General features: G+C 51.7%; 15 protein-coding genes. 7 read left to right on the plus strand and 8 right to left on the minus strand.

Annotated elements, in window-relative coordinates; all coding sequences use genetic code 11:
• Positions 1 to 32 precede the first annotated feature (32 nt).
• The 6 genes from D4L85_RS03540 to D4L85_RS03565 form a co-directional block, all read right to left on the minus strand.
• A complete protein-coding gene (locus D4L85_RS03540; RefSeq protein WP_119753023.1) occupies positions 33 to 848 on the minus strand; it encodes a c-type cytochrome in 816 nt (271 codons plus the stop codon).
• Between the two features lie 10 nt (positions 849 to 858).
• Positions 859 to 2811: a porin family protein gene (locus D4L85_RS03545; protein WP_119753024.1), complete on the minus strand. Its 1953-nt coding sequence runs from the start codon at positions 2809 to 2811 to the stop codon at positions 859 to 861.
• On the minus strand, positions 2804 to 3361 hold the full coding sequence (locus D4L85_RS03550; protein WP_073137196.1) for an RNA polymerase sigma factor: 558 nt from the start codon (positions 3359 to 3361) through the stop codon (positions 2804 to 2806). Before D4L85_RS03550 ends, D4L85_RS03545 begins: the two co-directional genes overlap by 8 nt.
• 235 nt (positions 3362 to 3596) lie before the next feature.
• Positions 3597 to 4868 carry an MFS transporter gene (locus D4L85_RS03555; RefSeq protein ID WP_119753025.1) on the minus strand — a complete coding sequence of 424 codons (1272 nt, stop codon included), beginning with the start codon at positions 4866 to 4868 and terminating at the stop codon, positions 3597 to 3599.
• A 220-nt stretch (positions 4869 to 5088) separates the two neighbouring features.
• Positions 5089 to 5838 (minus strand): hypothetical protein, encoded by a 750-nt coding sequence (locus D4L85_RS03560; protein ID WP_119753026.1) that lies wholly within the window; start codon positions 5836 to 5838, stop codon positions 5089 to 5091.
• Between the two features lie 21 nt (positions 5839 to 5859).
• The gene (locus D4L85_RS03565) at positions 5860 to 7440 is read right to left on the minus strand and encodes a Na+/H+ antiporter (RefSeq protein WP_119753027.1); all 1581 of its coding nucleotides are present in this window, start codon (positions 7438 to 7440) and stop codon (positions 5860 to 5862) included.
• An 830-nt stretch (positions 7441 to 8270) separates the two neighbouring features.
• Between D4L85_RS03565 and D4L85_RS03570 the strand changes: the two genes are divergently transcribed.
• Positions 8271 to 10079 carry a heparinase II/III domain-containing protein gene (locus D4L85_RS03570; protein WP_119753028.1) on the plus strand — a complete coding sequence of 603 codons (1809 nt, stop codon included), beginning with the start codon at positions 8271 to 8273 and terminating at the stop codon, positions 10077 to 10079.
• 9 nt (positions 10080 to 10088) lie between these two features.
• Here D4L85_RS03570 and D4L85_RS03575 read toward each other — a convergent pair whose 3' ends face one another.
• Positions 10089 to 12986 carry a T9SS type A sorting domain-containing protein gene (locus D4L85_RS03575; RefSeq protein ID WP_119753029.1) on the minus strand — a complete coding sequence of 966 codons (2898 nt, stop codon included), beginning with the start codon at positions 12984 to 12986 and terminating at the stop codon, positions 10089 to 10091.
• Between the two features lie 256 nt (positions 12987 to 13242).
• Here D4L85_RS03575 and D4L85_RS03580 point away from each other — a divergent pair, with 256 nt between their 5' ends.
• From D4L85_RS03580 to bioA, 6 genes are all read left to right on the plus strand, one after another.
• Positions 13243 to 14028, plus strand: coding sequence for a 3-keto-disaccharide hydrolase (locus tag D4L85_RS03580; RefSeq protein WP_119753030.1), 786 nt, complete (start codon positions 13243 to 13245; stop codon positions 14026 to 14028).
• 176 nt (positions 14029 to 14204) lie between these two features.
• Positions 14205 to 14831, plus strand: coding sequence for a hypothetical protein (locus D4L85_RS03585; protein ID WP_119753031.1), 627 nt, complete (start codon positions 14205 to 14207; stop codon positions 14829 to 14831).
• A gap of 80 nt (positions 14832 to 14911) precedes the next feature.
• Positions 14912 to 15769 carry an SDR family oxidoreductase gene (locus D4L85_RS03590; RefSeq protein ID WP_228450764.1) on the plus strand — a complete coding sequence of 286 codons (858 nt, stop codon included), beginning with the start codon at positions 14912 to 14914 and terminating at the stop codon, positions 15767 to 15769.
• Positions 15770 to 15778: 9 nt separating this feature from the next.
• Complete coding sequence (locus D4L85_RS03595) at positions 15779 to 16909, plus strand: aminotransferase class I/II-fold pyridoxal phosphate-dependent enzyme (RefSeq protein ID WP_119753032.1); 1131 nt, start codon at positions 15779 to 15781, stop codon at positions 16907 to 16909.
• 23 nt (positions 16910 to 16932) lie between these two features.
• The gene (gene bioD, locus D4L85_RS03600; protein WP_119753033.1) at positions 16933 to 17541 is read left to right on the plus strand and encodes a dethiobiotin synthase; all 609 of its coding nucleotides are present in this window, start codon (positions 16933 to 16935) and stop codon (positions 17539 to 17541) included.
• Entirely contained in the window at positions 17538 to 18818 is a 1281-nt protein-coding gene (gene bioA / locus D4L85_RS03605) for an adenosylmethionine--8-amino-7-oxononanoate transaminase (protein WP_119753034.1), read from the plus strand. Before bioD ends, bioA begins: the two co-directional genes overlap by 4 nt.
• Positions 18819 to 18828: 10 nt before the next feature.
• On the opposite strand, the gene D4L85_RS03610 is transcribed toward bioA, so the two are convergent.
• On the minus strand, positions 18829 to 21540 hold the full coding sequence (locus tag D4L85_RS03610) for a hypothetical protein (RefSeq protein WP_119753035.1): 2712 nt from the start codon (positions 21538 to 21540) through the stop codon (positions 18829 to 18831).
• Positions 21541 to 21980: the final 440 nt, after the last annotated feature.

Here is a 21980-nt window from a genome sequence, read left to right on the forward strand (position 1 = left end):
AGATGCTGATTACTTCCGCCTCTTGATGATGATTAATTGTCCTTCACACCGTCGTCCACCCAACAAGCGATCTTGTTGATCTGCTCCTGCGTGATCGATCTCCCGTCGGGTGGCATTGCCCTGCTACCCGTGCGCGCTTTGATCAGGCTCGCATTGTTCATCACGCTGCCCAAATCCGATAAGTTAGGGCTTTGTGAACCGCTTACGTGACAACCCGATATCGCGCAGTTTGCTTCCAATATCGGCTTGATGTCGGCGCTCCAACTCACGCCGGTTTGCCCGCGGCCAACGCTGGCGCTAAGCGAAAGGGAGCAGTCTTCCGAATCTTTTACGACAATGGTGTACAAACCGTGTTCCAATCCGGTGAACACATTGTTGTCGCCAAAACTTCCTGTTCCCAATTTATATTGAAACGGACCATGCGAGCCCGTGGCCGTTACCGACAAGGTGCCGTTGCCACTAAGACACTCGTTATCCTCCTGGCCGGTATAGGTTGCGGCCAGATCGCTGGAAGCCACTGTCAACACCGCGGTTGACTCACTTCCGCAGCCGTTTACGTCACTGACACTGAGCGTAAACGAGCCGCCATTCAACTGCGTGAATGTGCCCGTGCTCTGCCATTCGCCATCGTTGATCTTGAATTGATACGGCGGCTTCCCGCCTGTGGCAGAGACGGTGATGTCGCCATCCAGGGTGTTGCAACCCGTGGGGTCCGTTTTGGCATCGATCGCAATGACCGGGTGATTGGTCTCACAATTCACCAAGTCCGCATCCGTGCGATAGGTACATCCGGCAAACGCCAGCAAAAGGAATAGCAAATAAGGATGAGGGTCCTTTCTTAAAATCATAAAACGCAGATTATTTACCAAGCTTATACTTTAATGAGAAAAACACACCGGTGCTCACCAGGTTCACTTTGCCTTCGCCTACGCCAGACATCGGTGCTTTCAGGAAGGGTTCGGCCTGCACAAAAAAATGTTCACCGATACGGCGCTGTACGCCGATGGAGATGTTTAGCATGCTGAACCATTCGTTGTTCTTATGAGAAAAATTTTCTTCGTATTGGTAGTCTTGGTGGTTAGCCCATACGGTATACACATATTTTTCCTTCAGCATGAGATAGGAAGAAGAACCCAACGTCACAAAGAGATTGGTCTTCGACTCCGGGAAAATGTAGTAGGTCACGTTGATGGGAATATCCAACACCCTGCAATCGCCATCGAGCGAGCTGGCTTTGGCCGTCCAGCCCCCAGAGCTGTAGGACTTGTCGGGGTCTTTCGAATCATACAATTTCTTGGAATAAATCGCGCCGGTACTCACGGAAAAATGCCTCGATAAACTATACTCTCCCAACAATCCTATGTTAATCCCCGGTTTGCCTGGCGAGGTATAGTTGATCGAACTAAAGTCGGGCGACACAAGCAACTTAACAAACCATGAATGCGAAGCTGCCTGTTTTTCATTTTTCCAATCCTTTTGAACAGTGCCCGAATCAGTAGCCGCTTGAACCGGCGCGATATTCTTTTCAGCTTGTTGTGTCGAGTCCTTCGCAGCAGGTCCGGCAGGGTCGGCCGGATGTGTGGTCAGGTTCGGCGTTGCTGAAGTTCCTTCATTGCCGCTCGTTTTGCTTTCGCTCGATACGGCAGTGCCCGGGGAGCCATCTTTTTTCGTTTCTTGAATTCCTTCTAAAATAATGGGAGGCGACTGCGGTTTAACCTGCGACTGCGATTGTCCGTCATTCATCAAAATTATCTCCCCATTTGCGGATGACGGCAACCGATCATCGCCTGCTGCCGCAGCCTCTCCCATAATGTTTTGTTCTTTACTAGCGGTTTTATCTGAAGTCAATGTTTTATCTGTATTCTCTTTGTCGCCGGCCACGTTGTTTTCATTCGCGGTGCCCGGTTCCGATTTTATTGTCTGCGTTGCTCCATCCTTTGCCGTGGCTGACCCTGCCGTTTGCAAACCTGCAGATTGTTTTCCCACTCCAGGCACGGCCTGGTGCTGCCCCTGATCAACCGGTGACTTATTCGAAATGTTTTTGTTCGCTTTCTCAGAAATGATCACTCTCGCTTTCATCGATTGCTCATTCGTCGTTGCCGCTTTGCTCGACCCCACGTTATCCGGATCCAAGCCTTCCTTTGCACCACCCGTCGACGAACCATCTTGCCCGGGAGCTGCGGATGTCAATGCATGCTTTGCTGCTCCACTTTTCTTTACCGAGGCCACAGGTCGATTTTTTGCAGCAACCGAAATCTTCTTTTTACCGGTCTGATCTTTTCTCACCGTGGCGGCTTCCGTCTTTGCCGGCTCATCTTTTCGGGAAGCGGAGACATGCTCCTTAACAGACTGATCTTTTCCGGAAGCGGTGACATCCTCAACAGACTGATCTTTTTTTTCTAAAGCAGGAAATTCTTTCTTAAGCGACTGACCTTTTCCGGGAGCGGTCGCCTCTTCCTTAAGGGACTGGTTGTCTTCCGAAGCGGAGGTCATATCCGTCACCGATAGATCTTTCTCCGATACGGAAGCATCTTTCGTCTTCGTTTGATCATTCAACTCCGTCGGCGCAGAGGATTCCAACACCGATGCCGTTTGTGTCTTGTCTTTTCCATTGAATTGCGGCCACAATGTTGAGATGACCAACAGGGCTACTACGGTATACAGTGTCTTGCTTCGCGACAGCGCAGCCTTATCGTCCTGGTCCAGTCGCTTGGCCATATCCTCCCAATCCTTCGGATCAAACTCCGGCTCATTCCGGTCGGCGGCGTCCCGGAAGATTTTGTCGAGCTCGTTATCTGTGACCTTACGCATACCGCTTGATATTATTTTTTTTAAAAGCTGCCTTCAGATGTTCCCGTGCTTTAAACAAGTTGGACTTGGATGTGCCTACGGAGATATCTAGGCGGCTGGCAATCTCTTCGTGCGAATAGCCATCGATGACAAACAGGTTGAAGACAGCGCGGTAGGCCGGTGCCAGTTGCTGGACCATGCCGATGAGTTCTTCGTGTGAAAGGTCGCCGATAGCATCGCTTTCGTGGGAAGGCATCCAGGCAATGGCCTGGTCGCCATCCTCCAATTTATAGTGCTTACTGTTTTTGCGATAATGGTCGATGGCGGAGTTGATCATGATCTTTCGCAACCATGATTTGAAAGAACTCTTCTCGTCGCGGAGCCCAAGCCGGGTGAACACTTTCATAAATCCGTCATTCAAAATTTCCCTCGATTCCTCTCTCGTCTTCGAATAGCGCAAGCACACACTCATCGCATACCCATAGTAATGCTGATAAAGCATCTTCTGAGCTTCCCGGTTGCCACGCATGCAACCATCGATGATGGTGGTTAGCTGTGAAGGATCTTCCAAGGGTTTCTTATTTTGTTTGCCAAGACGGAGCCCCTTTGCAAAAGGTTGCCTGGATTTTGACACTTAATTTGCGTCTCCACGAATTTACGAAAGAACCGCGGGTGTATCGCTAAAAAGGTAACACTCACGCGCCCGATAAACACTTCAATACCAACTGTTGACATGTCACTTTTCCGTTTACAAGCCAAGGGGCTGAACTGGGTTGACGCGGTTTAAAAAATCGCTGGCTTTGGGGTTAGCCCGTGGTTTCCACCGAACGCTCCTTCAACTGTTCGATCTTCATCTTGTCTTTGGGCTTCAATTCGCGCTTTCGCAGAAATGGCATAAAGAGCAGGGCGATAAGGATCGTGACGACACCCTGAACAAGCATGGCGTTGGCCGCCGCGATGTAGTGCGACAGTGCACCCAACAGCAAACTCCCAATCGGCTGCATTCCAAAAAATGCCATGGCATAATAGCTGATCACCCGCCCCCGCATCGCCGGCGTCACCGTGAGTTGGATGAGCGTGTTGCTGATGGTGGTCTGCGACATCATCCCAAACCCGGCGATGACCAGGAAGAACAACGCCACGGGCAAATAGGTCATGTGCGAAAAGGCAAAGAGCCCCACACCAAACAGGATCGTGTTCACAAACAAGATCTTCTTGAGATCGGTGCCGGCTCTCAGCGAGGCCAGGAAAATGGCACCGCCAATCGCACCCAGTCCTACAAAACTATTCAGGTAGCCAAAAGTGGACGCGCTGCCGTGGAATATTTCACGCGCATATACCGGCAGCAGCGTAACATAAGGCAACGCCAACAGGCTGATGAGCGCAAGCATGATCATCACCTTGCCGATGGCCGGCGTGTCGCGCAGATAGATGAACCCATTCTTCATGTCGGCAAACGCAGTGTTCACCCGCTCCGATCGTTTGTAGGGTGGCAGCTTCATGAACAGCAGGGAAGTGATCACCGCCAGGAAGCTGAACGCATTGATGAGAAAACAAACCTGTGCCCCAAATTTCTCCAATACGATCCCCGAAAGGGCCGGGCCGATGAGGCGTGCCAGGTGCACCATAGAGGAATTGAGGGCGATCGCGTTGGGTACATAGTCTTTGTGGTCCACCATATCGTAGACCATCGCCTGCCGCGCCGGCACATCGAATGCATTGATAACACCCAGCACCACGCTCAGCGTAAGGATCTGCCAAACGGCATAGTGCTCCGATAGCACGAGGGCAGTGAGCAACAACGCCTGCACCAAAGACGCCACCTGTGTTAACAGCAGCACCCTGTACCGGTTATACCGATCGGACACCACTCCACCCAAGACCGACAACAGGAACGAAGGAAACTGTGCGGCAAAGACCGCGGCGCCCAGCATAAATGACGAGCCTGTTTTCTCATAGACCAGCCAATAGACTGCCGTTCGTTGCATCCAGGTGCCGATCAACGAAACGGATTGTCCCGAAAAATACAACCGGTAGTTGCGACTTTGAAACGGTTTTAAAATTTGAAGCTTTGCCATGATGCGAGAATGGAATCAGCGTACGCAGATGCGCCGGATCACGACTTAAAAGTACGGGTAAACTCCGAATTCCTTCTCGAATTTAAAATGAGAAGCTGTTTCAGCATGTGAATGCCGGAAGCCGACCATCTAACGGTGTCTCTAGCATCTCCGCATACCATACGGACTTAAAAATTGTTTAAAAAGCGATGACGCCGTATAACACGATATGTCTCTCTGTTCAGGATGAGCTTTCGGCAAATTTCATTTTAGCATTCTGAATTTGCTCCTGTATTTTATGACCACAACTTTTATTGTTATCGGACGATCGATCGGAGAAATAGATCTGCATATCGCCAAGGGTGTCATAGAGTTGGGAAGACTGTGTCGCGACGGGTTGCAACGGAATATCGAATTCCAGATTTCGCATGAAGTAGTCGTCGCGGTGGTCGATGGACCTGGCATTCCAATGATTGATTTGTTTGAGGTGAATGCGCTCGTCTTCCAAAACGATCTCACTGTAATATCCCGGCCGGTAGTCATCTCCGGCGCTGCAATGTTGCGCCTGCAGGGCGATGGTGTCGGCAAGGGCGAGGTATTGCATCACACGGTCGGTATAGAAAACGTCGCGCTTTTCGGTGCCCCATAAAAATCCACCCGGTGGCTTGGTGTGTTGTATGAATTGAATAATTTCAGGTTCGCGGTCACGTTTTTCGCAATACAAACCGGTGTGCTCCAATTTATTTCCGCTTATTTCGAATGTCACTTGCAGATACAGTGCCGGTGAATGCCCTTCCTGCTTTGGCAATTTTTTATCGATGAATAATTTCAATTTCAGAACATCGTAACTCAATGTGATCATTTTGTGAAAAGCATCCGCCGGGTCGCCCGACTGTGCATGATGTTTCATCTCCATGAGTTCGATCGTCGTCAACAACGTTCGTACTTCCTGCAAGGCGCTTAACAGGTCGATGGTTTTTTGTCCGCTCATAAATGCGTCATCCTGTTTCTATTACTCTTCACCGTCAAAACGGGAGCGCAGTTTTTCTTCTTCGAGGTCCAGCAGGTTCTGATGCCTTCTCACAACACTTTCGTCGGTATCATTCCCCTTGTTCAACTCGTCCAATAGAGTTCTTTGTTTTTCCAACAAATTGAGATAGATCTGCCGGTAGTCTTCTTGCTCTGCATTGTCGCAGTGAAATTTGTCGCTTTCGAAGCGGGTCTTCAGATGCTGCAGGTGGCGGTTTGTCTTCAATTTTTCAGCATGGTCCGTATTCAGAATGAGCAGACTTTTCTCGGCCAGCTTTTCGCGTAGGGATTGCTCTTGCAACGGTATGGGCAAAGGATGGTCGGGGTCCTCCATGTTCACCCAACGGATCACCAGCGGCAGCGTCAATCCCTGGATGACGAGGGTGAGCAAAATAACCGTAAAGGTGATGAACAGGATCAGGTTGCGTTGCGGAAACACGGATCCATCGGTCAGATGGATCGGGATGGACAGTGCCGCCGCCAGCGACACCACACCCCGCATGCCGGCCCAGCCCAAAATGAACGGCCCCCGCCAGCCCGGCCGGTTGTCGGCCGTAGCAATATAGCGGCTGATGAAGACCGTGAAAACCGACGCCCCAAACGTGCTGAGCAAACGCGTGATGATGAGCACCACCGAAATGAGCACACCATAACCGATGGCGGCGGCGATACTGGTAGAACCTAACTCGTTAACAATGGTTGGTAACTCGAGTCCGATGAGCATAAAGACCAACCCGTTTAGCGCAAAGCCCAAAGTGGACCAGACGTTACTTCCCCGCAAGCGACTTCGGTAGCTCAGGAACATATGACTTCGCATGGACAGAAACAATCCACCGCTCACGACAGCCAGCACCCCGGAGAAATGAAAAGATTCCGCCGTCACATACATCATGTAGGGCGCGGTGAGGGTCAACACAATGTCGATGTTCACTGTGGTGGGCAACCACCGGTGAATGGCGTAATAGATCAGCGCGATGCCAATGCCGACCAGGATCCCCATCACGATGACAATGACAAAGCTCATGGCCGCCTCATAAAAAATGAAATGCCCCGTATCGACAGCGATCAACGCAAAGCGAAACACGATCAAGCTGGACGCATCGTTCAACAGGCTCTCTCCTTCCACGATAGACGTCACGCGCTGAGGAACTTTCACATATTTTAACACCGACGTGGCCGACACCGCATCGGGTGGCGACACAATGCCGCCCAGCAAGAATCCCAGCGCCAGCGTGAACCCGGGAAGGACAGCGCTCGACACGATCGCCACTACAAACGAAGTGACAATGACGATCAAAAATGCAAAGCTCGACACCACCCGCCGCCAACGCCAAAGTTCTTTCCACGAGGTAGCCCACGCCGCTTCGTACAGGAGCGGGGGCAGGAAAATGACAAAGATCAGTTCGGGATTGATGCTGATGAGGGGAATGCCTGGGATGACGCTCAACAACAGACCGCCGAGCACCAGGACAATGGGATAGGCGATCTTTAATTTTTGCGCCAGCATCACTAGCAGCAAGATGGCCAGGATGAGAAAGAGGTATACAATGAAGGATTCCAGCATGGTCGCGAGGGTTGGAAGGTTAAAGCTATTAAAATTTGAAATCTTCGCGAAACCCTTCGAATCCCTATAAAATCAAAAGAGAGGTCCCCTTGACCCCTCTTTGATAAGTACCGCTAAAAAATGTAATGTTCTAGGATTACACGGCCGTTATTGCATTAGTGTTTTCCTTTTGGGAAATGTTGCGCTTAAAAAATAGTCTTATTGCTTTTGTAAAGCGACAGGGGATTTTACTTCCCTGTCGTCTTTGCCATCACCGCCTCATGATGGGAGTAAAATTTCTTGGTTGGTTAAAGGTTTTGGTTTGGTAGCCCCTCTCTAACACGCTCATCTCTGGTTTGCATCGAACCTGGCTGCCGGTGCTCAAGACGGCCGACGGGTTGATGTCTTCGATTAAGCTTGCTCTTAAAGAACGACTCAAAGATGATACATAACCCCCCCCGAGCACCACTACAATCATCACATTTTCCTACCTGCGTAGGCCTGATTGGATTTTCACCGCCGGAGGCTTCTTTTTGCCTATCATCCCCGTTAACTGCCCATCCCAAACCAGCGAAACATCGCCACAGTGGGGTATCGCTCCTAAAAGCGGCTACTTTCCAGCTAAAATCTTACCTGCTGAAATTTCCCCAGCACGCCCTCATCCCAACGCCTCGCGTTTCCACGACCATTCCTGTAGATACAAGAATGATGATCCCGAGATGCGCTGGTGATAAATCTCCACAGAAATAATAAGCGCCGGCTGCGGTCATGGATTCCGGGCTTCGCGATGATATAAATGTTATTTTAGAGAACAAGTGCCGGATGGCGCTTTCGGGAAAATAGTCATACCTATGAAAATACTTCTCTTCTTTTTTCTGACGTTCATGATCGGCCTGGCGCATGCCCAATCTTTTGACTACGCCCGCATGGCGCCCCATCCCAGGTTATTGTTAAAAAAAGGAGAAACTGAAGAAATACGCAAAAATCTGGAGGCATACGAACCGATGCTCCGGGTGCACCGCTACATCCTGGATGCCTGTGACCAATTTATGATCGCACCGACCGTGGAGCGAAAACTGGAAGGTAAGCGGCTCCTGGGTGTTTCGCGCGCGGCCTTGAAACGCATCTTTTATCTGGCCTACGCCTACCGCATGACCGGCGACAAACGCTACAGCCAACGGGCAGAACAGGAAATGCTGGCCGCCAGCGCCTTCACCGACTGGAACCCGTCGCACTTTCTTGACGTGGGTGAAATGACCATGGCCCTGGCGCTGGGCTACGACTGGCTTTTCGATGTGCTCCAACCCAGTTCAAAGGAAACCATCCGCAAAGCGATCATTGAAAAAGGATTCATGCCTTCAAAAGACGAGCAATACAACTGGTTTCTCAAAGCCGATCACAATTGGAACCAGGTGTGCAATGCCGGCATGGTCTATGGCGCCCTGGCGCTCTACGAAACCGACACGGCACTGGCCACGGAAATGTTGGAACGCTGCATGCAAACCATCGGTCTCTCCATGAAAGCCTACGACCCAGATGGCGCCTACCCGGAGGGTTATAATTACTGGGGCTATGGCACGGGTTTTCAAGTGATGTTAAATGCCGGTTTGGAATCTGCCTTGGGGACCGACAAAGGCTTGTCACAATTGCCGGGCTTTCTGAATTCGGCCAGGTTTATGGAATACATGACGGGCCCCACCGGCGCCAGCTTCAATTTTTCCGACGCACGCGAAAAAGGTCAGGCCGACGCCATGATGTATTGGTTTGCAAAAAAAACCAATGACCCGTCGCTGCTGTGGGTGGAGCAATCCTACTTAAAAAAACAGACCCTGGATTTTGCGGAAGACCGCCTGCTCCCCTGCATGATCATTTTCGGAGCGGGCATAAAGCCCGGCGGTATTGCCCCACCCCAGTCCAAGTTCTGGGTGGGTCATGGAAAAACGCCCGTCGCGCTGGCGCGCACGAACTGGCGCGAAGGCGAAGGACTATACCTGGGCGCCAAAGGCGGCAGCGCATCCACCAATCATGCCCACATGGATGCCGGCTCGTTTGTGTTTGAAGCTGCGGGCGTGCGATGGGCCATGGACCTCGGTATGCAGGAGTATTACTCGCTCGAAAAAGAAAACGTCGATATCTGGAACAAGAGCCAGACCGGACAACGCTGGGAAGTTTTCCGGTACAACAATTTCGCGCACAACACGCTCACCGTAAACGGGAAGCTTCACCGCGTTGAAGGTTTCGCACCGATTGTCAAAACATTTACGGGCGATGATAAACTGGGCGCCGTGATCGACCTGACGGAGATCTTCAAAGACGATCTTAAAGGATCCAGTCGTGAGATCGCCATTATAAAAGAAAAATACCTGCAGGTGAAGGACGAGATCGAAACCACGAACCAGCCGGCGCGTATCCGCTGGACGCTGGTAACGGCGGCTACGCCAAAATTCCTGAATGCAAACACCATCGAATTGTCGGCCGGTGGAAAGCGAGCACTCCTTGTCATCGAGTCGCCCAAACGCGTCGAGTTGAAAACCTGGCCCGCGCAATCCCAGCATGCCTATGACGCTCCGAATCCCGGGATTTCGCTGGTGGGTTTTGAAACAGAATTGAAAGCCAATCAAAAAAGCACGCTGACGGTCAAACTTGTTCCACAGCCTTAAGACCGTGTGTCAGGGGCGGCTGTGCACAACCAGCACTTTCTGCAGGGTGATCTGCTCACGGTCGTTTATGCGAAGGATATACACACCGCCTGGCAGCTGCCTCACATCCATGTTCGGGCCCCTGTCGCTTAACGTAATGGCTACCGGCATTTCCTCACCCACCGTATTGTATAATTTCACGTCCGGTGTTTTGGTTTCGATTTGGATGAACGCATCGGCTGGATTAGGATAGACATTGGGTTTCGTTTTTGCCCCCCGCTCGGTTGCGGTAATGGTTGCCTGGACGATGGAGAGATTGTCCATCAACAAGGCTTGAAAGACCTGCCGTGTATTATCGTCTTGCGCAAAAGCAACCAGGGCGAGTGCAGCAGCATCGTTGAATTGGGAGGCGTCGGGCTGCCACGTGATGTGTAGCATTTTTGTAGCCGGCATTTGGTCCTGATCACCCACGCGGTTTCCGACCACATCAGGCAGCATGGCGCGCACGACATAGTAACTTTCCGTGGAATTGTTCTTCACTACTTTCTCGACAACAGCCACGCGTATCCGGGAGTCGGGTGCGATGGGTTGAAGAACGGTATAATGCACCACCACGTCGACTTCACCACCCGCGTTTTGCTGCGCGGTCACCGCATCGAAACGAACCTTCGAAATCTCGAGTGCATGGTTGTCGAAAGTGGTTTGCGCCGGGGCTTGAAAGGGATTGGCGATGGGTGTTCCATCCAAAACCAGCAGGGGCAGATCATTGGTCACACCATAGTAGGCCGCCCGCGCGTTGTGGACCGAAGGATTTTGTTCATGCAGCGGATCTTCTTCGGAGACTTTCACCGCGTTCAAATGATACTCCAGCCGCACCATGCTGGGCTTCACTTCGTCTGTCCCCGGGATCAACGAAAAGGTATTGAACAAATCGTTTGGAGTCTTGAGCGACACATGGGTGAACCATTCCGCCAGGATAATGCGATCGCGTTCGGTGATGGCGAAGTTATCAAAAGCAAAACCATCGAGCGGCGCCATCAGGTTGGTATTCTGGCTTCCCAAGGCCACGCGAAAACGCATTCGCTTCCGGTTGGCCGGAAGGGCTGGCAAATAGTTGTCCAACGGTACGGCTGCATATCGCCACGCAGCGTCATCCCTCTTGCCGGACCATCCGTATTGATTGAGGACCTGGTTGCCCGGGTTGCCAGGAATCCCGCGGTGGTCGTACCAGCCATGCGTCTCGTCCATAGTGCCGACCGTGACCCACTCGGCATCATCGAAGGCCTTTCCGCTGGAGTCCACTTGAATGACCACGCCGTCGATTTGTTCCTGGAGCAAGCTCCGAAGGTTTAGGCTGAGCACGGGACTTTTCATCTCGTTTAAATCAAGGCAGGGGCTGTGTACCCACGATTTTTCGTTTAGCCCATAATGCAGGTTGGGCGCAGCAGAAGATTGTGTGAACCATGCTTTCCCTGAACCGGAGGCATCACCCTGGAGAACAAAGCCCGACGGAGCATCCCAAGTCCACGAGGACGTCGAAAGGTTTTCGTTTGTACCTTCCAGCCAATTGCCGTTGCCGGTGTCGAAGTTCTCAATATACGGGAGTTGAGACGCGGCTATGACGGGCATCTTGTACACTTCCTTTTCTTTTTCCTGGAAACAGTTGTTGCTGGTCGTCACTTTGAACTTTGCCGTGTGAAGGCCGGACGTGGCGTAGGTGAAATTTGCATTCAATGTTCCGGGTTGATAGCCGGTGCCATCCAAATCCCACAATATATCTTTTACGCTGGTGGTCGTAAGGCCTTGCATGGTTCCCTTAAAAGCCGTGGCTTGATCGACGCATACATTTTCCCATGCGAAGTCGATGACGGGTGCTTCCTTTATGACCACTCCTTTTTCATAAACGCCGGCACACCCAAAGGGGTGATCGGGACCCAATGTGAACTCCGTTTGAAAATTCAATTTTACTGTATAGTATCCGGTGTGTTGAAAAGCATGACGATCCGGAACATTTGGGGGCCATGCCTTGGAGGACTGTGCGGGACTGTCGCCAAACTCCCAGAAATAATTATTGAACTGCCAGGTGTAGGTGCCGGGCGGTGGTGTAGACGCTTGAACAGCGATGGCAAACGGGATCTCTTCTCCCAGACAGCCATCGCTGATACCAAAGGTGATGTCGGGAACCGGAAGGATGGTCAGCTCCGTCTCCAGCTTGGAGCACGTGCCGCCGCCATATTGATAGGTGACACTGGTGGAATAGTCCAGGATCTTAGGATCGAGCAGAACTTTGTTGCCGACAAAACTCAGACCGGACAAACTACCATTCACTTTGTAGTCACCCCCCGCCGGCGTGGCCTTCAGTTCGATGACGGACGTATTGTTACAGATCGTACCTCCATCTACATTGTTCAGCGTACGAAAATTGAATGTGACCGGACTCGTCAGGATCTCAAAGTTAAAAGACAACATAACCACCGTGGTGGCTCCTTCCGCTATGTTGCCCGGTGCCGTGGGGTCATATTGAATAGCGGTCCGTTTGTACGTGGCGGAGAGCATAAATTGACCAAACCCGGCACGCTGACTCAACAGGTATGGATTCATCAGAAAGACGTCAGGCTTCCATTGGAGTCCATTGTCTTCATAAAAGTTGACAGTGGTTCCCGACGGAGCTTCCACCGAGGGAGAAAAGTTGTTCAGCACCTCGTACTTCTCTCCATGGATCTTCGCCGGCCCTACGGCATCGGAAGGGCTGAGAATATTGATAACAAACCACCGGTCGTCGGGGCAATAGGTGGAGGGAAGGATGTTGAAAAAGCTGGCATTGGTGAGCGGCACGGCAATGGCCTTCTGATGTATAAAAATCGTGAACAGCAATATCCACAATAGACCATGGAAACGGGCAGCAGGCACGGGGCAGGGGCTCTTCATGATTGAAATGTTTAGCTGGAATGTCTTCGGAAAATCGCCGCTAGTATAGGTTGAGCCACTGCAATGGGATTGCAGTTTGTCCGTTGCACATTGGTCTCTTTGTAAATCCCTGATAATGAATAGTTTTATTTTGAATGTGGAGACGTTCGCGCTGAGCCGGCCTTTTGCAGGTAAACCATTTCGTCCAACCTAAATCAAACTGGCCGTGTGGCCCTTTCTTGTTAACTTACATCTTCACCCAAAAACCCGACACCGTATGTCAAAAAAGAAACTCCTTCTGTTTGTAGTTCCCTTTCTCTTGTTTGCCTTCCGCCCCGACGCAGACCGGCCGGCAAGGACAGAAGGAAAATGGGTTAGTCTTTTCAACGGCAAAAATCTGACCGGATGGAAGATGAAGATCGTGGGCCATCCCCTGGGGGAAAATTTCGGCAACACGTTCCGGGTGGAGAATGGGATGATCAGCGTTCGCTACGATCAATATAAAAGTTTTGACAACACGTTCGGCGCGCTTTACTACGACAAGAAGCTCACCAACTATCGCCTCAAGGTAGAGTACCGGTTTGTGGGCGAGACAGCCCCCGGCGCACCTTCGTGGGGTTTCCGCGACAGCGGTGTGCAATATCACTGCCAGGCACCCACGACCCTGGGCCTGACACAGCCATTTCCCATCTGTCTGGAGTATAACCTGCATGGTGGAAACGGCAAAGATGATCGCCCAACGGGTGAGCTATGTGCCAACGGCACATACGTGGAGATCAAGGGCAAACGCAACGAATCTTTTTGCACCGAGCCTACGGTGAAACGCACCTTCCACGGCGATCAATGGGTTACCCTGGAAATCGATATACGCGATGGCAAGATCAAACATTTTGTGAATGGTGAAGAGATCCTTCAATTTAAAAACCCGCGTTACGATCCCACCAACGAGATCGCCAAAACCCTGATCAAGGGCACCGACGACAAGGTGAAGGATGGATACATCTCCTTACAATCCAATAGCCATCCCATCGATTTTCGCAAAATCGAATTGATGGAATACTAACGCGAGCGAGCACCCTTCCACGGCATGGCCGAACTTTGATTTAATCCATGGCCAACGATATTTCGTCGCTGCCAACGAAATATCGTTGGCTTTTTTATTGAGACCTTGATTTTTGGTGATTCTGATGCGATTTGGTTTGGGTATTGATTTGTGAGGCATGACGAAAAATCAACGTCATGGTCTTGACCCACATGAGCTACGAACAGATCGCCGGGGTTCTTCGCCGGGAGATTTTACGGGAAATGCCCCGCATCCGCGAGATGCTGGAGGCCACATTCCGCAGGCAGGAACGCGTGCAAAAAAAGCGGCACGTGTTAAAATTGATCAGCCGGAGCCAGCTGGAGATCACCCTCTACATCTGCAATGCCTATAAGCGTCATTTTATTTTAGGAGCCTGGTACCGCGATGCGAAGGGATATTGTTACGCCCACATGGACAACGGGTGGATCACGCTTTATCAAACGCATCTCTTCGAACGGTTTTCGGAGCGCTATCTTCGTCAAAAAAACCAAGACGTGCGTTGCATTGGCCGGCAGTTCTTCTTCGGACGCCCGGGAACCGAATGCGAGCACGTGGACAACAACACGCTCCTGACCCAAATTCCAATCCTCAAACAGACGCCGGGCGGGCTGGTCTTTGGCATAAAGAATTTGAGGAAAGAGCTTACGGTCATGCAGACTTATATTGACTTCGCGTCGATGAGCCGGAAAAGAATGAACGTATGGCGGGAGTGTGAGGTCCGGGAACTGTTGCTTCATCATTTCCGCAGGCTGTTTCCGGAAGGGCTCTCCGGGCTTTACTAGCATTCAACGGGCAGCCTAAACCATTTGCATACCGTTTCAAAAAAACTGAACTTGCTCTCCTACCTAAAATAGACACCCGCATGGAAGGCATGTTAAAACCGGATTCGTTAAAAGGCAAAACCATCATCGTTACGGGTGGCGGCACAGGCCTCGGCAAATCGATGGGCAAGTATTTTCTCGAGCTGGGTGCCAACCTGGTCATTACCAGCCGCAAGCTGGAGGTCCTTCAAAAGACCGCCGACGAACTGATGAAACAAACGGGAGGAAAAGTGCTGGCGGTTTCGTGTGACGTCCGGAAGTATGAAGAGATCGAGAACATGATCCAGCAAACCGAAACCACCTTCGGACAGATCCACGGTATCCTGAACAACGCCGCAGGCAATTTCATCAGTCCTACGGAACGGCTCTCGCATCGCGCCTTCGACATTGTGGTGGACATCGTTTTGAAAGGCACCTACTACACCACGTTGGCGGCGGGCAAACATTGGATCGCCAAAAAACAGCCCGGCACTTTTTTGAACATCGTCACAACCTACGCCTGGACCGGCTCGGGCTATGTGGTGCCTTCTGCGTGCAGCAAGGCGGGCGTGTTGGCGCTCACCCGGTCGCTGGCCGTGGAGTGGGCCAAGTATAAAATCCGGAGCAACGCCATCGCTCCCGGTCCTTTTCCTACTGAAGGCGCCTGGAGCCGGTTGCTCCCTGGCGACCTGGTAAAGAAATTCGATCCCGCCGATCGCATCCCCCTCAAACGCGTGGGCGAACACCAAGAGTTGGCCAACCTGGCGGCTTACCTGATGTCGGACTACTCCGCCTATATAAACGGCGAGGTCATCACCATCGACGGTGGCGAATGGCTACGCAACGGCGGCGAGTTCAGTCACCTGGAATTGATCCCCGATGCCCTGTGGGATATGCTGGAGAAAAGCAGGGGAAAATAAAAACGAGTGATGAACACGCTGGAAGCCCTGCTCAAAAAACGCCTGGACGACCGGACGGAAATGGGGTTGCTAAGAACGCTGCGCTATAACGATCCTAGCCTGATCGATTTTACTTCTAACGACTACCTGGGCCTCGCGCGCTCCATGCCGCTGGCCGAACGGATCCACGAACGCTCCGGACCATCCTCACCCAACGGTGCCACGGGGTCGCGGTTGTTGTCGGGAAACTCGCCGCAACACGAAGCGGTGGAAAAGAAACTAGCCCATCTTTTTAAGAGTGAGTCGGCGCTTTTGTTTGGCTCCGGATACAATGCCAACCTCGCGGTGCTTTCTGCGCTTCCCCAACGTGGCGATACCATATTGTATGATGAATTGTCGCATGCCTCCCTGAAGGACGGTGCACGATTGAGTCTGGCTAAGCGGCTAAATTTCAAACACAATGACCTCCATGACCTGGCCTCAAAACTGAAACATGCGCAGGGCCAGGCCTTCATTGTCGTGGAGTCGATCTATTCGATGGACGGCGATCAGTGCCCACTGGCCGAATTGGTGACACTGGCCGAAAAACATCGTGCGATTGTTGTGCTGGACGAGGCGCATAGCACCGGCGTGGTGGGTTTGGATGGAAGCGGCCTGGCCGTGTCGCTGGGCTTAGAAGAGCGGATCGGGGTGCGCGTCTATACATTCGGAAAGGCCATGGGTTTGCACGGCGCTTGTGTGACCGGGTCGAAAGCACTTATGCAGTATCTCGTGAATTTCAGCAGGCCGTTCATTTACACCACAGCCATGCCGTTTCACCACCTCACAGCGATCGAGTGTGCTTTTGATTATTTGAAGGAAAACATTTCGTTACAGCAGGTCCTTTGCGAAAAAATTTCTCTTTATGTGAATGCCGTGGAAGGTTTGTCGCATCGCACGATCAGTCATAGTGCCATTCAAACTTTGATCGTTCCGGGCAACGACAACATCCGGCGCGTGGCCGGTCACCTGCAAACCAAGGGATATGACGTACGGCCCATCTTGTCGCCCACCGTGCCTGCCGGTACGGAGCGGTTGAGGATTTGTCTTCATACGTACAACACCCGCGAACAGATTCTTGGGCTGGCCGAGGAACTGAGAAAATTATCATCTCCGGAATGAGGAATAACGGTTAACTTGCCGGCATGAACTATTTCGTTACGGGCATTGACACCGACAGCGGAAAGACGCTGGTGTCCGCCCTTCTTTGCGAAGCGCTGGAAGCCGATTACTGGAAACCTGTTCAAGCCGGTTTGCCAAAGGACAGCGAGACGGTGAAAAGCCTTCTGTCCAACAAAAAAACAGTCATTCATCCCGAAACGTATTTGCTGCATACCCCTGCCTCGCCACACGCTGCAGCGCGCATCGATGGCGTTGACATTACACTGGAGCATTTCACGCTACCCGCTACGAACAACCACCTGGTGATTGAAGGTGCCGGAGGGTGCCTGGTGCCCTTGAACGATCGCGATTTTGTGATCGACCTGGCGGCGCGCTTTCAGTCCGAGATCATCCTGGTGGCCGATCTGTATCTCGGCAGTATCAATCACACCCTGTTGACGTGTGAAGCATTGGCCGCAAGGAAGCTTCCGGTAAAAGGCATTATTTTTAATGGCGAATCCAATCCGGAAAGCGAACGCATCATCCTTCACCGCTCCGGTCTACGGTGCCTGCTGCGGATCGCCAAAGAGAACCGTATCGACCAGGCCATGATTTCAAACTATAGCGATCAACTAAGATCAACGCTGCTATGAACGAACTACTGCAATCCGATAAAAATATCATCTGGCATCCCTTCACGCCCTTGCTAGGGGCTAACGATCCGCTGTTGATCACATCCGGGGAAGGCGTTTATTTACATACCCATGATGGCCGCCAGATCATGGACGCGGTGTCGTCGTGGTGGGTGAACATTCATGGGCACTCGAACAAGGAAATTGCTGAAGCGCTGGCGCAGCAGGCCTCGACGCTGGAACATGTGATCTTCGCCGGGTTCACGCATGAGCCTGCCATTACCCTGGCGAAAAATTTGATAAGCATCTTACCTTCCAATCAAGCTAAAATATTCTTTTCAGATAACGGCAGCACGGCGGTTGAGGTGGGTTTGAAAATGGCCTTCCAGTACTGGCATAACCAGAACATCAAAAAAAGAAAAGTGATTGCACTCGATGGTGCCTATCACGGCGACACATTTGGGTCGATGTCGGTGGGTGAAAGAGGTATGTTCACGGATCCTTTTGCGCCTTACTTGTTCGATGTGTCGTTTATTGATTTTCCCACAACCGACAACCAGCAAGCCGTTCTTGCGCAGTTTAAAAACCTGCTGGCTACCGATGAAGTCGGCGCATTTATTTTTGAGCCGTTGGTGCAGGGCGCGGGCGGCATGCGCATGTACTCGCCCGAGTTTTTGGACGTCCTTATCCGTGAAGCACAAGCCCACGATGTCATCTGCATTGCCGACGAGGTGTTTACCGGCTTTGGAAGAACCGGAAAATTATTTGCATCTCATCACCTCCAACATCAACCCGACATTCTCGCCATCTCGAAGGGCATTACCGGGGGTACATTGGCGTTGGGCGTGACGAGTTGTTCACAAAAAATTGTGTCTGCTTTTGCCACCAGTGCATTCGATAAAACATTTTTTCACGGCCATTCCTATACGGCCAATCCGATCGCCTGCGCTGCTGCGAACGCCAGCTTCCGTCTGTTGATGCGGGAATCGTGCCAGGAGCAGATCCGCATGATCGGCAACGAGCATGCTTCGTTCCGCGACAAGGTGAAGGGACATAAAAATGTGAAGGCGGCCCGGTCGCTGGGCACCATCCTCGCCATAGAGTTGAACACGGCCGAAGGAAGTTCGTATGCCAACGCGCTCCGCAAGACCATCTACCCTTACTTTCTGGAAAGAGACATCTTGCTGCGGCCGTTGGGCAATACGATTTATGTTCTGCCTCCGTATGTCATCACGCCACAGGAGCTGCGCTCTATTTATGGCGCGATCGAGTCATTCCTGGAAACCGTTGGCGTATAGCAAGGCCGTGTTACATGGGTGTTATGGTGAGCGCTTTTCCCAGCGCTGAGAAGATCAATATCTTATCCAAATCCAATGGCCTTACCGCTACCCGGCTGCTCTCGATAGGAAGGGGTGAGAGTAATTTTCCCTGGCCGTCGTAGACGAAAGATAATTCTTGCCCTTTGTCGGTAATGGCGATGAAAGACTTGCCGGCACCAAAGTCGAGGTATTGGATCTCGGTCGGATTGTTGGCAATAAAATCGCTTACCACGACCTCCTTCAGATTCTCGTCGAAGACCGTCAGCTGTTTGGTTTCCTGGCGCACGACGAGATAGCCTTTGAAGTTTTCTTCGCGCACCAGCCTGAACTGGGCGTCGACTACATTTTTCAGCAACGTTTCGCGGCTGTGGATCTTGCCATCCATGGTGAACTTGATGCGGAAGCCATCGCGGGAGATCACTACAAAATACGTATTCTCACGGCTGTTGCCCGACTCGAGATAATAGTCGCCTGCGGGGCGCGCGTTGAGATTGAGCGGGAAGCCTTTCAACACTTCGCCACGGCGGTTCATGAGGTAAGCATTTCCATCTTCCTGAACGGCAACGATGTAGTCCTTTCCGCGGATGCGGTGGTGGTTTGCTGCAGAAGAAAGCGATCCTCCGAGGTTCTTCGGCTGCCATCCTTCCAGGTTCTTTCCTTCCTTGTCGAACATCCAGAGGTGGCCAGACTTGCCGCTCACCAGGAAGCGATACTTCTTGCTGTGGTCGTAGTCGACGATGCTCACAAATTCGATGTCGCGCTCCTTGATCTTTACCGGGTAGGGCTGCACGTATTTTCCCAAACGGTCCACGACGTGCAATTCGCCGGGAGTGGCAAAGAAATATTGCAATTTGCCATTGCTGAAAAAGTCGATTTGTTGCACATCTCCAAGAATGGGTCCATCCAGGGGCAGACTCCAAAGCACTTTGCCCGCAGGGGTGACCAGGCTCACGTTGCGTGAGGAATCCTGCACCAGCACTTCACTCTCCCGGCTCACGTGACTTTTTACGACAAAGAATTTTGATACGGCCTGATTGAAATTGGTGATGGACTTGGATGAGGTTTCGGCCTCGGCCGTAGTCGGCGCTTCGGCTTTGCCCGGTTTGCTTCCGGCAGCTTTTTTATAGGACCACGATACGTTAGTGTAGTAACTATCGTTCAAGTGACTGAACTGGATCGCTCCCATCTGCAGCGCGTTTAACAGTGTGCGATTCTCCTGGATAAATGTCTTCCAACGCGGCTGCAGCGAATTCTCCAAAACGCTCCATACGCGGGGCGTGTTGACATAGAGACTTACGTTGGATTCCAACAACGTAGACTCCAGGAATCTGTTCTGCGCCACCGATTTTCCCCAGGTATCTTCACGGTCGATGTCTTCGAGAAAACGCTTGAGCTCTTCCAGGTCTTCGCCGACAAAAATGGCGTTACCCAGCTTGGTATAATAACTGGTGTTAAATCCAGAGACCAATGGCCAGAAGATCTTTTCGGGGAACCGGTACAGAGGAAGTTCACGAATTTCGTAGTCGGAATATTTTTCGTAAAAGACGGTGTCGATGCTGAGCTGTTGCGACAAGGAATTGAATGCTCCGATCCATTCTTCGGATCCTTTCTGCGTGTTGATGATCAAGATCTTGGAAGTGCCCTGCCCCTTGGATTCCATCCAGCAAACGCCCAATTCGCCAGAGAGGTTGCTCCGGAGTTTGTTGGCGTCCACTTTCAACGACCGGGCTATCTGCTGGAGCGTGTCGCGGATGTAGGTATTCTTTTTTGTGAACGCTTCCAGGTCGCGCGTGAAACTTGCGCCGTCGCTGATGCCGTAGCTGGCAAACATGAGGGCACGGTTTGACACATATTGCTTTAGGGTGAACGGCACCGGCGTTTGACTGCTGAAAGACGACAAGATGTAGTTCGGGCGGCTCGCGCTGTCGATGCTAAAGCCGTTTAGCACGAAATCGTCGTTGTCGCTGATCTTCACGTCCAGCATGGCGGAGTGGCCGAATTGCTGCACGAGGGCCGATGGCGTTTCGTTGGTGAAGAGGGAGAACCATTGCGTGAAGTTTTTCAGGTTCAGGTAGATGTTTCCACCGTCGCTTTTTACTTTGGGGAGTTGGTAGACCGTGCCGAGGGTTGTTCTGAAATTTTTGTCGGCGTTGTAGGTCCGGATCACGTCTTCGATCAACATGGGGGCGAAGCTGCTCACCCAGACATGGTTCAGCTTGATCCACGAGAACGTTCTGTTTTTCATGGACAATTCATAGATACGAACCCCACCGTATTCATGTTCGGAGAGATCGATGGTGGCTTTACCTTTTTTTAAAGATTCGAGTGCGATGTTAAATTCCTGCTCCACGGTGGGGGTGGCGGGAATGTAGAACACGAAATCGAAGTCGTCTTTTTTGGTGACGTGGAGCGAGACGAGGGCGCCGGGTGCCATGTGGTTGAGGACGAAGTCGGTCATTTTCCGGAGGGAGTCGGCTTCGGTGGGGAGAACGGCTTTATTGATGATGCTGAGGATGGGCGAGTGTTTGAGTTGGTCGACGCAGGTTTCGCAGGGGCTTCCTTCGTAGACGAGGATGGTTTCGGTGGGGACAAGGTCCCATACGCTGGCAGCGGGTTTTCGCAGGAAGGTGTCGTATAAAAAGTAGCCGCCGGCCAATACCAGGGTTAAACCGATGGTGATGAGTAATGGGAGTCTTTTCACGGGCAGATCATGCGTTTCAAAAGTTGAATATAGGCGTCAAAAAATCAATCGGCAAGGACGCGGGGCAACGGGGTTGGGATGTTGCCTTGTTTATTAAACAGGAATTGGGGGCGTATGGTTATTGTGGGAGGGTGATGTTGCCGGTAAACCCGCCCTACGCCAAGGCTTCGGCGGGTGCCAGAAGAGGTGATTGATTTTGTAAAATGTATATAAAACAAAAAAGCCTTGCTGATGACTCAACAAGGCTTTTTAAGATAAGAGACACGCGACTTATTTACCCGCCGAAGCTTTAGCGTAGGTGGGCTCTCCCGGGTGTTATCCAAGTACCATCAGTCCGACATAGTCGGAGGCTTAACTGCTCTGTTCGGTCCCGATAGCTATCGGGAGGTCCGCCTACGCCAAGGCTTCGGCGGGTGCCGGAAGAGGTGATTGATTTTGTA

Source organism: Chryseolinea soli (assembly GCF_003589925.1).
In the GTDB taxonomy this organism is placed as follows: Bacteria; Bacteroidota; Bacteroidia; order Cytophagales; family Cyclobacteriaceae; genus Chryseolinea; species Chryseolinea soli.